The sequence below is a fragment of the Heyndrickxia coagulans 36D1 genome, assembly GCF_000169195.2.
In the GTDB taxonomy this organism is placed as follows: Bacteria; Bacillota; Bacilli; order Bacillales; family Bacillaceae_C; genus Weizmannia; species Weizmannia faecalis.
Genome location: NC_016023.1, coordinates 1,216,423 through 1,228,044 on the forward strand (window position 1 = coordinate 1,216,423; position 11,622 = coordinate 1,228,044).

General features: G+C 49.0%; 12 protein-coding genes. 3 read left to right on the forward strand and 9 right to left on the reverse strand.

Going from position 1 to position 11,622, the window contains the following annotated elements; translation table 11 throughout:
• Positions 1-52: 52 nt before the first annotated feature.
• From cydB to BCOA_RS22855, 3 genes are all read right to left on the reverse strand, one after another.
• Complete coding sequence (gene cydB / locus BCOA_RS22845) at positions 53-1,063, reverse strand: cytochrome d ubiquinol oxidase subunit II (RefSeq protein ID WP_014096464.1); 1,011 nt, start codon at positions 1,061-1,063, stop codon at positions 53-55.
• Positions 1,063-2,454 (reverse strand): cytochrome ubiquinol oxidase subunit I, encoded by a 1,392-nt coding sequence (locus tag BCOA_RS22850; RefSeq protein ID WP_014096465.1) that lies wholly within the window; start codon positions 2,452-2,454, stop codon positions 1,063-1,065. Before BCOA_RS22850 ends, cydB begins: the two co-directional genes overlap by 1 nt.
• A gap of 331 nt (positions 2,455-2,785) precedes the next feature.
• Complete coding sequence (locus BCOA_RS22855) at positions 2,786-3,013, reverse strand: hypothetical protein (protein ID WP_014096466.1); 228 nt, start codon at positions 3,011-3,013, stop codon at positions 2,786-2,788.
• A gap of 138 nt (positions 3,014-3,151) precedes the next feature.
• Between BCOA_RS22855 and BCOA_RS22860 the strand changes: the two genes are divergently transcribed.
• Together BCOA_RS22860 and BCOA_RS22865 are read left to right on the forward strand one after the other, a co-directional pair.
• Positions 3,152-3,892, forward strand: a complete 741-nt coding sequence (locus BCOA_RS22860) for a polysaccharide deacetylase family protein (protein ID WP_014096467.1) — start codon at positions 3,152-3,154, stop codon at positions 3,890-3,892.
• 106 nt (positions 3,893-3,998) lie between these two features.
• A complete protein-coding gene (locus BCOA_RS22865) occupies positions 3,999-5,063 on the forward strand; it encodes a C45 family autoproteolytic acyltransferase/hydolase (protein ID WP_035189302.1) in 1,065 nt (354 codons plus the stop codon).
• 255 nt (positions 5,064-5,318) lie between these two features.
• On the opposite strand, the gene BCOA_RS22870 is transcribed toward BCOA_RS22865, so the two are convergent.
• Positions 5,319-5,957: a KinB-signaling pathway activation protein gene (locus BCOA_RS22870; protein WP_014096469.1), complete on the reverse strand. Its 639-nt coding sequence runs from the start codon at positions 5,955-5,957 to the stop codon at positions 5,319-5,321.
• Positions 5,958-6,211: 254 nt separating this feature from the next.
• On the opposite strand from BCOA_RS22870, the gene gerD reads away from it, so the two are divergent.
• A complete protein-coding gene (gene gerD, locus BCOA_RS22875; protein WP_014096470.1) occupies positions 6,212-6,766 on the forward strand; it encodes a spore germination lipoprotein GerD in 555 nt (184 codons plus the stop codon).
• Positions 6,767-6,797: 31 nt separating this feature from the next.
• Here the strand turns inward: gerD and BCOA_RS22880 are convergent, their stop codons facing one another.
• The 5 genes from BCOA_RS22880 to cysC form a co-directional block, all read right to left on the reverse strand.
• Positions 6,798-7,850, reverse strand: a complete 1,053-nt coding sequence (locus BCOA_RS22880) for an Mrp/NBP35 family ATP-binding protein (RefSeq protein WP_014096471.1) — start codon at positions 7,848-7,850, stop codon at positions 6,798-6,800.
• Between the two features lie 95 nt (positions 7,851-7,945).
• Positions 7,946-8,659, reverse strand: coding sequence for an N-acetylmuramoyl-L-alanine amidase CwlD (cwlD, locus tag BCOA_RS22885; RefSeq protein WP_014096472.1), 714 nt, complete (start codon positions 8,657-8,659; stop codon positions 7,946-7,948).
• A gap of 92 nt (positions 8,660-8,751) precedes the next feature.
• On the reverse strand, positions 8,752-9,195 hold the full coding sequence (locus BCOA_RS22890) for a YbaK family protein (RefSeq protein ID WP_014096473.1): 444 nt from the start codon (positions 9,193-9,195) through the stop codon (positions 8,752-8,754).
• A 118-nt stretch (positions 9,196-9,313) separates the two neighbouring features.
• The gene (locus BCOA_RS22895; RefSeq protein WP_014096474.1) at positions 9,314-10,795 is read right to left on the reverse strand and encodes an amino acid permease; all 1,482 of its coding nucleotides are present in this window, start codon (positions 10,793-10,795) and stop codon (positions 9,314-9,316) included.
• 199 nt (positions 10,796-10,994) lie between these two features.
• Entirely contained in the window at positions 10,995-11,600 is a 606-nt protein-coding gene (gene cysC / locus BCOA_RS22900) for an adenylyl-sulfate kinase (protein WP_014096475.1), read from the reverse strand.
• Between the last annotated feature and the right edge of the window lie 22 nt (positions 11,601-11,622).

Genomic DNA, 11,622 nt, shown 5'->3' on the forward strand with positions numbered 1-11,622 from the left:
TCCCCGGGTGAGCAGTGGACGGCGATCTTTAACCCCCGCCCCCTGAACTTTTTTAATAATGCAATTCATGCGGTGTAACCCGTTTCCGGAAGACGTAGTAACTCCAAATCGTGTAAGCGAGCACGACCGGTACCATCGTGCATGCGACGATCGTCATGATTTTTAACGAATACGGGCTTGACGATGCTTTATAAAGCGTCAAGTTGTTCGCCGCCCCCATTGAACTGATCAGCACGTTCGGGAAAAGTGCGATGAAAAACGAGACGGTTACAAGAATTAAAATCAACCCGGTTACGGCAAAACTCAATCCTTCTTTTTTATTCCGCAAAAGCGGATACAGTGCCAGATAAAGCACGATGGCAACGGCATAGACCGGAATTAAAATGGCACCCCGTTTCACAAACGCGTCTGTAAAAACAGCGGTTAATACGGTAAACAGGACAACGACGGCGCCTGTAGCGATATACATTTTGATCGCGGCTTTTCCGGCACGTTCACGGATTTCGCCATCCGTTTTTAAACGGATAAACATCAGGCCATGCAGATAGACAAGAGCGACAAAAGCAAGCCCGCCGACGATCGTGTAGAGGTTGACGATGTCGAAAAATCCGGCATGCATCGTCATCGAGCGGTCAATCGGAAGCCCCTTGATCATCCCGGAAAACAGAGCACCAAGCAAAAACGGCGGCAGGAGGCTTCCAAGCAAAATGGCCCAGTCCCAAATACCTTTCCATTTGCTTGCCTGGAGTTTGCCGCGGAATTCAAAGGCAACCCCTCTGGCAATAAGCGCAAGCAGCAGGACGACAAAGGCAAGGTAATAGCCGCTAAAAAGCGTGGCATACCAGTTCGGGAAAGCAGCAAACATGGCGCCGCCCGCTGTCAGGAGCCATACTTCATTGGCATCCCAGAACGGCCCGATCGTATTAATGAGCACCCGTTTTTCCGTCTCATTTTTGGCAAGGAATTTTGTGCTCATCCCGACTCCGAAATCAAAACCTTCCAGAAATACAAATCCGACAAATAACACACAAACGAGCAAAAACCACAATTCATTTAACTGCATTATACAACCCTCCTTGTATTGAAAGGATCCGATGCAGTAATGTCTTCCATCGGTTTTGCCTGCGGGCCCTGTTTAATAACGCGGATAAACAGGTAAGCCATTGCCACGGCAAGCAGCGTATAGACAATCGAGAACGCAACCAGTGAAAACAGCAGCTCGCCGGCCGAAACATTCGGCGAAACGCCCGCACTTGTTTTCATCAAGCCGTTTACCACCCATGGCTGCCGGCCCATTTCAGACATAATCCAGCCGAACGAGTTGCCGATCGTCGGGATAAACATGCAAGGGAACAGCCATTTCAAGTAACGCATGCTGTTTTCAATTTTTTTCTTCCAGACAAGGTACAGGCCGATCAAACTCATCAGGATCATAATGCCGCCGGTGGCAACCATGATCCGGAAGCTCCAAAACGTTGTTTTTACAGGCGGAATATAATTGCCTGCCCCGTATTTTTGTGTGTATTCTTTTTGCAGCTCGTTCATCCCTTTGACAGATCCGGAAAATTTGCCATAGGATAAGTAGCTCAGCAAGTACGGAATTTGCACCCTGTATTCCGACTTTTTATTTTTCGTATCAATGACACTAAACAATGTCCACGGCGCAGGGTCCCCGGTGTTTTGCCAGATGCCTTCCGCAGCAGCCATTTTCATCGGCTGGACATTAATGAGATAACGTGCCTGGCTGTGCCCGGAAAAGGCAAGGCCGAGCCCGCTGAGAAGACCAACGATAAGTGCGATGGCAACAGACCGTTTGAAAAAGGCCACTTCTTTTTTCCTGATCAAATTCCAGGCCGAAACGCCGGCGATGAAAAACGCACCGGTGGCAAGGCTGCCGAAAATAATGTGCGGGTAAGCCACCTGCAATTTTTGGTTCAACAGCACGGCGGCAAAATTGTTCATTTCGGCACGGCCATTGTGAATCGTATAGCCGACCGGATTTTGCATGAACGAGTTTGCGGCCATAATCCAGAGCGCCGACAGCATCGTTCCGATCGAGACGAGCCAGATGCAGGCCAGATGCAGTTTTTTCGGGAGTCTGTCCCAACCGAAAATCCATAGGCCGATGAAAGTCGACTCCATAAAGAACGCAAGCAGCGCTTCAATCGCAAGCGGTGCGCCGAATACGTCCCCGACGAACCGCGAGTAGGTCGACCAGTTCATCCCGAATTGGAATTCCTGGATAATCCCGGTCACCACTCCGACTGCGAAGTTGATGAGGAAAAAGGTTCCCCAAAACTTCGTCATTTTCTTGTAAATTTCTTTCTTTTTCACCATGTAAAGCGTTTGCATGACAGCGACAATAAATGCCAATCCGATTGAAAGCGGCACGAAAATGAAGTGGAACAAGGTTGTCGTTGCAAACTGGGTCCGTGCCAATATGACTTCACTCATTTCCCAAAATCCCCTCCTCTTCCATATTTCCGTTACTTTATCATTACACTTATATTATATTTAATCTTTTTATGGTACAGATAGGAGCCATGTGACAATTCGGTTAAAAACTGTCGAATATTATTTGACAAATTATTTTTCTGGAAAATTATTCTTCCAGGCCTATTGACTTTTTGTGAAAGAGTGATCAAAAGGGTGCGGCTCACCCGGGCGGCCGGGACAACTCGCGTCCTTCTTTCCGGTCAAGGTCCGTGATTTCCCTTTTTCCAGAACGCTCTTCGCTTCTTCTTTTCCAAAAGACCGTAAAAAAAAGAGCGGCTGCCTCCGCTCTTTACTGTTTCATTTCCCGCCTATAGGACACGGCGAATTGGGCATATTCGCTTTGGGGCGCGACTTTTGTCAGGAGCTTAAAAAGAATCCGGTACCGTTCTTTCATGGCCCTTTTGATGACCCGCTCAATCCGCTCATCATTCAGGTCAAGTAAAATTTCTTCCATTTCTCTTTTCAACAAATACTGCAGTTCCAGCAGCTCTTTTTCATGGACGACAAGACCTAACACCCACATGCACCCTTTCTGTTCATGGTACGTCTATTTTTACCAAATTTAAGGAAAATATCACAGCACTTTTCCTTGCATAATCCTGAAAAAATGGCGCATACAATAAGACAAGTGCAGTTTTTAACGGGAGGTTGAATCATGCACCATACGAAATCGCGAAACTGGAAACCGTATCTTTTCATTGTCATTGTCTCGTTTTTTACTGCCTTATTGATCTATACCCAAACGCTGGCGCAGACGGCAGCTTTTTCAGCAAAAGGCACCCCGAAAGCCGTTTTTAAAGGAGAAAACGGCATTGCGTTAACTTTTAATATTGGCTGGGGCGATGAAAAAGCCGTCCCTATCTTGAAAACGCTGCAGAAAAACGGCGTAAAGTCCGCAACCTTTTTCCTGTCAGGCGCGTGGGCGGAACAGCACCCGGATATTGTGAATAGGATTGAAAAAGCCGGATATGAGATCGGAAGCCTCGGTTATGCCTATGTGGATTACACGGATGAAGAACCGGCTAAAGTGCGGCATGATATGCAGAAGGCACAAGAAGTGTTTAAAAAACTTGAAATAAAGGATGTAAAACTTTTGCGTTCCCCGACCGGCCATTTTGACAAAACGGCATTAAAAATTGCGGACCAACTGGGGCTTACAATGGTTCACTGGAGCGTCAACACCGATGACTGGAAAAACCCGGGCACCGCAAAAATTATTGAAAAAGCAAGCACAGCCGAAAACGGGGATATCATCCTGCTGCACGCTTCTGATGCCGCAAAGCAGACGAACAAAGCCCTGCCGCAAATCATCCGCCACTTGTCGGATAAAGGAAAATTTGTGACCGTTTCCGAAATGATTGCAAACGGCAAAGCAGAAACGAAAGTGATTCCTTAAAGCCACAGGCCCACTTGGTATATCGTTGTTAGGAGAAGAGAAATACAATGTGTTAAAATGAATGATATGAAAGGATATCCAAATGGGCTTGCAGGTGAATGGAATAATGAAGCAAATTTTCAGCACAGTGGTCCAATTTCGCGGGTCACATGAAAAATTCGGTTATATGCAGGGGCTTGCATTAAAAGAATCCCTTTCCATCCAAAACCGCGACAATCAATGGAAAGTCAGAAAACCGCGGTTTGTAATCGACCTTAACGAAACGAAAGACGCAATCACCCGCTTTGCACCCGGAATCTGGGACGAGTTGTGCGGATTGCAGGAAGCACTGAAATGGCCGATGGAAAAAGTTTTGCAGGAATTTGGCGGCTACCGGGTGGATTACACAAAATCAGGCTGCTCGATTTTAACAGGCGATGGCTATCTCATCCGCAACTATGATTACCATCCTAAAACCTATGAAGGACGCTATGTCCTGTACCAGCCAACCGACCAGGGGTACGCGATTGCCGGGCCGAGCCAGCGCGTCACCGGGCGGATGGACGGCATGAATGAAAAAGGGCTCGCCATCGGCTATACGTTTATCCATCGAAAAAGTCCCGGCGACGGGTTTATTTGCTGCATGATTGGCAGGCTGCTACTGGAATCATGCGTAAATATTGACGAAGCCGTTGCCATGTTAAAAGAAATTCCGCACCGCCATTCATTCAGCTATGTCGTTTATGATAAAAGCGGGGAAACCCGGATTGTCGAAGCCTCTCCGCGCGCGGTCGCCGTGCGGAACGGAGATATTTGCACCAATCATTTTGAAACCCTCAGCAAAGAAAACCGGCATCATCTCAGCGATTCGATGCGCAGAACCGCCATTTTGGAACAGGAAAAAGGGCATCTATCCAGCGCCCGGGACGCGTTTCAATTATTAAATAGCCGGGATAAAGGCGTTTTTTCAGAACTATACGCTAGCTGGGCGGGCACAATCCATACTTCCGCTTACCTGCCAAAGCAAATGGAAGCCTGGTTCGCTTTAGGCGGTGACTGCGAGCCGGTGAAAATTGACTTTGCCAAATGGCTGTCAGGAGAAGACTTGCCCATTGAAAAGATCACCGGCGAAGTGGATACGGATATCCCCTTCCTCCATATGGACAAAGGGGCCGACTGGTTTCAAAAATGATCGAAACCGCGGTCATGAACCATGGATTCCGGCCGCGGCATCCTTTACCGGAAAAATGCTGCGGTTGCAAAAATGGAATCATCCGGTGCTCTGTGTCATATGGAGCAGAAGCCATGGACTCTTCTATTGCTTTTTTTCATGGGCCGCGGGCGTTTCAAGCGTTCCCACTGTTATCGTGTCTATTGCCAGCTGAGAAAATTTTTATGCATTTACTGCCCAAACAGCAAAAACCGGATACCCCATCAGGCTCCGGTTTTAGTTTGCCGTCTTTTCTTCTGCGATCTTGCGCAATGCTGCTTTTTCCTCTTTTTCCTTTTGGGAGCGCTTTAAAAAATGTGGAAGCACAAGCAGCTGGTAAGCATTGCAGATGAGAAGCGGGAAAAGCATAAGATAAAGCGAGGATATGCTATTGACACGCAAAGCTGGCACCCACTCGAGAATGGTCACTGCCACCATGAAAAACAAGGCAGGAATAAAAGCCCCTGCACTTTTTGCCTGCTTCGTCTTAGCAGCTGCCGCCACAAACGCGGACACAAGGATCAGTGCTGCAAACAGCAGGGACTGGCGGGTATCCGCGCGGAAGTACACAAAATCGAACAGTACATAACAGGCTGCAACAAGCTGAATGGCCTGCCAAACAAGCCGCGAACGGAAAATGTCAAGCCCGAGCTGGTGCACGGTTAACCAGGCGAAGAAACCTACCTGACTGACAAGACTGAAAATCAAGCCCAACCCCGCAAACCAGAAAAACGCGCCAGCGATGGACAAAAGATCCGCATGTGCAAAATAAGGCGCCATTTCCGGCCAGCGGACGAAAAACCCGAGAATCCCGGCTGACACCCCTCCGATGGCAAGAGCGGCAAAAAAGAAACGAACCCAGTTCCGGCTTGTCAATCCCCATCCCCCTTTGCCTTTAAAGTACCTTTATTGTAACAGAGAATCATGAGAAAAATCCAGCACATCATGCCGGCTTTCCCAACTGTACTGTTTTACCAATCCGCACGATGAAGCCGGTTTTTGCAGAGCTGTAGCACGATCAGGCTCCGGTCCCGGGAAAAAATTCCAGTGCTTTTAAGCCTCCCCGCCGAGCGCATAATCCGAAAAGAACTTCACATATTAAAGATAGAATGAAGAAGGGAGCCAAAAGCATGAAACCAAGAACCGTTTTGCTCCTGATCAGCCTTTGCGCTGCCCTTACAGCCTGCTCGGGCGAGGCTTCAACAGGCGGGCAAGCGGATTATAACCAGACGAAAAAAATGGTCATTGACATATTGAAAACCGATGAAGGAAAAAAAGCGCTGCAGGACGTGATTACAAGCGACGGAATGAAAAAGAATCTGGTCATTGACAAGGCGTACATGAAAGAAGCGATCGAACAAACATTAACTTCCGATAAAGGCAAGGCTTTTTGGAGAGAAGCCATGCAGGATCCGAAATTTGCCGCCGCGGTTGCAGACAGCATGAAAACTGAAAACAAAGCGCTGTTGAAAAGTTTGATGAAGGATCCGGATTACCAGGCAATGATGATGGATATTTTAAAAGACCCGGCTTACGAAAAAGAAGTGCAAACGATGCTAAAGAGCAAAGAAATGCGGAAAACCATGCAGGAGGTTGTCATCGATACGTTTAATGACCCGGCTTTTAAAGCGAAAATGGAAGACAGTCTGCTGAAAGCGGCGAAAACGATGAAAGACAAAAAGTAGCGGCGGGATTTGGCTCCGCCGCTTTCCACATTTATTTTTTCAGCTTGTCCACAATTTTTTGTGCGATTTCCGTATAAATTTTTCCGAGCCGGTGGTCTTCGGCATAGATGGACGGCGCGAAATCATGTTCATTCCAGTCCGGCTGCTGAAGCGGGAGCTGACCGAGCACTTCGGTCCGCAATTCTTCGGCAAGTTTTTCCCCGCCGCCGCGACCAAATACATACTCGCGTTCGCCGGTCACCTTGCTTTCAAAATAAGCCATATTTTCAATGACACCGAGCAAATTGTGTTCCGTCCGGAGTGCCATCGCGCCGGCCCGTGCCGCAACGAAAGCCGCAGTCGGATGCGGGGTTGTCACGATAATCTCATTGCAGCGCGGCAGCATCGAATGGATATCGAGCGCCACATCCCCGGTGCCCGGCGGCAAGTCAAGCAGCAAATAATCGAGGTTGCCCCATTCCACTTCATGGAAGAAATTGTTCAGCATTTTGCCAAGCATCGGCCCGCGCCAGATCACCGGCGCATTGTCTTCTACAAAAAAGCCCATCGAAATGACCTTGACCCCGAACCGTTCCACCGGGATAATTCTTTCTCCGCGGACAACCGGACGCTGCATAATGCCCATCATGTCCGGCACGCTGAATCCGTAAATATCGGCATCAATCAGGCCGACCTTTTTCCCAAGGCGGGCGAGTGCAACCGCCAAATTGACGGAAACGGTCGATTTCCCAACGCCGCCCTTGCCGCTTGCAATGGCGATAAATTCCGTTTTGGCGGAGCCGAGCGGGTTTTTGTTGTCTTCCTGCAACAAATCGCGGAACCGGTCGAGCGTTTCTTTCGGCAGTTCGCCGAAACGGATGCCGACTGTATTCGCGCCAATCCCCTTCAATGCTTTCACAATGGCCATCTGCAGCTGCAGCTGTTCGCTTGTACCAGTTTTGGCAATCGCTACTTTGACACTGACATGCTGGATCTCTTCTTTGATTTTGATTTCGAGGATCCCTTTTGTTTCTTCCAGCGTTTTATGTAAAAAAGGATCTTCAAACCCTTTTAACACGTCGTAAACCTGTTGTTCCGTCAACATTTTCTACACCATCCTTAAAATGAAGTCGTTTCCAGCTTGATTCCAGTATACCATACAATGGCAGTGTTTTGCGCTGGAACGGCTCCGGATGCTTGTCAGTTCTTTAAGTCCTTTTCTTTTGTAAAGTAGCGCATAATCCCTTCATAAATGGATGCCGCCACCTTTGTCTGGTACGCATCGGATTTTAATTGCTCCCGCTCCCCGGGATTGGACAAAAACCCGATTTCCACAAGGCAGCCCGGTTTTTTCGCATGCTTCAGCAAATACACATTGGACAATGTTTTGGAAGCCCGGTTTGTATTTTCGAGATTCCGGACCAGCTCCGCCTGGATAAACGTGGCGATCCTTTTATTTTCAATCATAGTCGGGGCGTAAAAAGTCTGGGCGCCGTGCCACTGCGATTGCGGAATAGCGTTCAGATGGATGCTGATAAAAAGGTCCGCTTCCGACTCGTTGATCAGGGAAAGCCTTTTTCTTAAATCCTCCACTTTGCGGCGGCTGTAGCCCTTTGTCTCGTTATCAGCAAGGTCTGTATCCGTTTCGCGCGTCATAATAACAAGCGCGCCCTGCTGCTGAAGATAGTCTTTGATTTTGGCCGCCACACTTAAGGCAACATCTTTTTCCAGCACTTCATCTCCCGTTGCCCCGCCGTCCGGCCCCCCGTGCCCCGGATCCAGATAGATGATTTTCCCGGAAAGCGGCAGATTCCACGGGCGCCACGTATCTTTTTGGAAAAACTCAAACTGCACAAGTAAAAATAAAAGGGTGACACCAAGCAGAAACCCCGCAATTTTGATTTTCCGTTTCATCACAATCTCCCTCTCCCTGTCCTTATTGAAAAGTTATGGGACAAGGGAGGAAAATAGAACTGCAAAAAAGGGAGCCGCAAAACGGGCATCCCCTAATGAAGCCGCAGTTTCCGCCTTTGTTCGCCTTTTTTAAAGCCGTAAGACCAAAAGTAGTCGGCAAACTGCTCGCATGTATAGTAAATGGACTCCTGCATCGTATCATTGCCGAATGTCCAATAAAGCCAAAAATTGTACAGAGTATCTGTAATATGCTTTAATTCGGTTTCGCACCGTTTCTTTGCCTGCTCGGCCGGCTCGCCGTAATACCCGAACCGGCTGTAATGGCCGCCCAATAAATAGGCTTCAATGGCGACATCGTAACACCCTTCTTCGATCCCCTGCTCCATCCACGCTCCCCCGTTGATCCGGAACGAACCGAAATGGGACTGGAAGCTTTTCTTCAGCACTTCAACCGGCAGTTCGCGGAGCAAATTGCGTTCCGCCTTCATTTGCCTCTCCCGTCTTTTCGCAGACAGGGTGGTAATGACTTCATTCATCTCTACCCACTCCTTACCGGTATTGTACGCGGGCGTAGAGGCGTCGATACTTTATAATGATTTCCAAACAAGGAATCGATATCGCAACATGGGCGCGCGCTTTAAGCCAACACACCGCTCAGGAGCGCGCATCCTTTTTTTCAGTATGCTCCGGCTCCTGGTCAAATCCCCGGTCATCAATCCGGCATGCCTCAAGCGGGATGACTTTTGTCCGCTTTACGAGCTTGTAGCCGAGCCACATGATGGCAAAAAGCGGGATGCCGAGATACGCGGCAATGGCGCTCATCCAGTCGATACGGCCGCCGAGGAATGCCTGATAATCCTGCGCAAGAATAACGATCACGCCGACAATCAGCGCAAAAATCGGGCCGAACGGGTACCATTTCGCATGGTAAGGGAGATCGTCAAGTGAACGTCCCTGGGCGAGATACGCTTTCCGGAAACGGTAATGGCTGGCGGCAATCCCGAGCCAGAAAATAAAGCCCGTGACGCCCGCTGCATTCAACAGCCAGATATAAATGGCGCCGTCCCCGAATGCGGATGCGAGAAATGCAAGCGCGCCGACAATGGCCGTGGCAACAAGGGCTGCGACCGGCACACCGCGTTTGTTCAGTTTGCCGAAAAACTTCGGCGCCTGGCCTTCATGGGCCATTGCATACAAAATCCTTGTGGAAGCATACAGGCTCGAGTTTCCCGCCGACAGCACAGCCGTTAAAATGACCGCATTCATCAGGGATGCAGCAAATGCAAGCCCCGCTTTTTTAAAGACAAGCGTAAACGGGCTCACCATTACATCCGTACTTTGCAAACTTTTTGTCGTATAAGGGATAATCAGCCCGATGACAAGAATTGCAAGGACATAAAACAACAAAATGCGCCAGAAAATGCTTTTGATTGCTTTCGGCACGTTTTTGCGCGGATTCTCGCTTTCCCCGGCTGCAACGCCGACAATTTCCGTCCCCTGGAATGAAAATCCGGCTGTAATGAACACGCCAAGCACGGCAAGCGCACCACCGTGGAAAGGCGCATCCCCGATTGTAAAGTTTTTAAAGCCGGCCGGTGCCCCGCCCAATATGCCAAATATCATCAAAAAGCCGGTAACAATAAAAAGGATAATGGTCGCCACTTTGACAAAGGAAAACCAGTACTCTCCTTCGCCATAGCCTCTCACGGACAAAATGTTCAAAAGAAAAATCACGAGCAAAAACAGGCCGCTCCACAACCAGCTGGGGCTGTGCGGAAACCAAAATTTCATGACCAGCGTCGATGCCGACAGTTCCGCTGCAAGACAAATGGCCCAGCTGTACCAATAATTCCAGCCGAGCGCAAAACCGAGCGCCGGATCAATAAAGCGGGTTGCATACGTACTGAATGCCCCGCTTGTCGGCATAAATGAAGCCAGTTCCCCGAGGCTTGTCATAATAAAATAGACCATCACACCGATAACCAAATAGGCAAGCAGTGCTCCCCCCGGGCCAGCCTGGTAAATTGCGGCGCCGCTTCCGAGAAAAAGCCCGGTCCCGATCGAGCCGCCGAGTGATATCATGGTCAGATGCCGCGCCTTTAAACGCCGTTTCAGGCCGGATTTTTGTGTTGCCATCGTATGTTCATCTCCATTTATCTATCATACGCATCTGGTTAAAATAAATCACAACGTCCATACCATAGCACAAAAAATTCCGGATGAAAACAGGATTTTGCATATTTCCAGCATTTTGTTGCATAATCTTACATCCCTATGTAGAAAAACGTGCAGCAAGGTCTTGCACCTGCTGCACGTTTGCCGTTTATAAAACCGGCTACTTTTCGATGTACCCTTTTTCTTCCAAAAAGCGGATCACCTGCCCGACAGACTGTTCCAGCGGCTGTTTGTCGGTTTCCACGACAAGTTCCGGATGTTCCGGGGCTTCATAAGGGGCATCTATACCGGTAAAATTTTGTATTTCCCCATTGCGGGCTTTTTTGTATAAGCCTTTCGGGTCCCGCTGTTCACATGCTTCCAGCGGGCAATTCACGTAAATCTCTACGAATTCATTGTCTTCGACCAGTTCGCGCACCATGTCCCTGTCAGCACGGTACGGTGAAATGAACGCCGTCAGCACCATTACGCCGGCATCCACGAACAGTTTTGACACCTCTCCGATGCGGCGGATATTTTCTTTCCGGTCTTCCGGGGAAAACCCGAGATTTTTATTCAACCCGTGGCGGATATTATCGCCATCAAGGATATACGTGCGGATCCCCCGCCTGTGGAGTTCCTGTTCAACGGCGACGGACAGCGTGGATTTCCCCGCACCGGATAACCCGGTAAACCAGAGGACTGCGCTGGAGTGCCCGTTTAACCTCCGGCGGTCTTCCTTTTTAATTTTGGTTTCATGCCATGTGATATTGGTTGCTTTCGCCATGCGGCCGGTTCCCTCCTTGTGA

What these genes read in the sequence shown, in the direction of transcription:
- cysC (WP_014096475.1), bottom strand. Translation starts at nt 11,600, where the DNA reads ATGGCGAAAGCAACCAATATCACATGGCATGAAACCAAAATTAAAAAG.
- cwlD (WP_014096472.1), bottom strand. Translation starts at nt 8,659, where the DNA reads ATGAAACGGAAAATCAAAATTGCGGGGTTTCTGCTTGGTGTCACCCTT.
- gerD (WP_014096470.1), top strand. Translation starts at nt 6,212, where the DNA reads ATGAAACCAAGAACCGTTTTGCTCCTGATCAGCCTTTGCGCTGCCCTT.
- cydB (WP_014096464.1), bottom strand. Translation starts at nt 1,063, where the DNA reads ATGCAGTTAAATGAATTGTGGTTTTTGCTCGTTTGTGTGTTATTTGTC.
- BCOA_RS22890 (WP_014096473.1), bottom strand. Translation starts at nt 9,195, where the DNA reads ATGAATGAAGTCATTACCACCCTGTCTGCGAAAAGACGGGAGAGGCAA.
- BCOA_RS22880 (WP_014096471.1), bottom strand. Translation starts at nt 7,850, where the DNA reads ATGTTGACGGAACAACAGGTTTACGACGTGTTAAAAGGGTTTGAAGAT.
- BCOA_RS22895 (WP_014096474.1), bottom strand. Translation starts at nt 10,795, where the DNA reads ATGGCAACACAAAAATCCGGCCTGAAACGGCGTTTAAAGGCGCGGCAT.
- BCOA_RS22865 (WP_035189302.1), top strand. Translation starts at nt 3,999, where the DNA reads ATGAAGCAAATTTTCAGCACAGTGGTCCAATTTCGCGGGTCACATGAA.
- BCOA_RS22860 (WP_014096467.1), top strand. Translation starts at nt 3,152, where the DNA reads ATGCACCATACGAAATCGCGAAACTGGAAACCGTATCTTTTCATTGTC.
- BCOA_RS22850 (WP_014096465.1), bottom strand. Translation starts at nt 2,454, where the DNA reads ATGAGTGAAGTCATATTGGCACGGACCCAGTTTGCAACGACAACCTTG.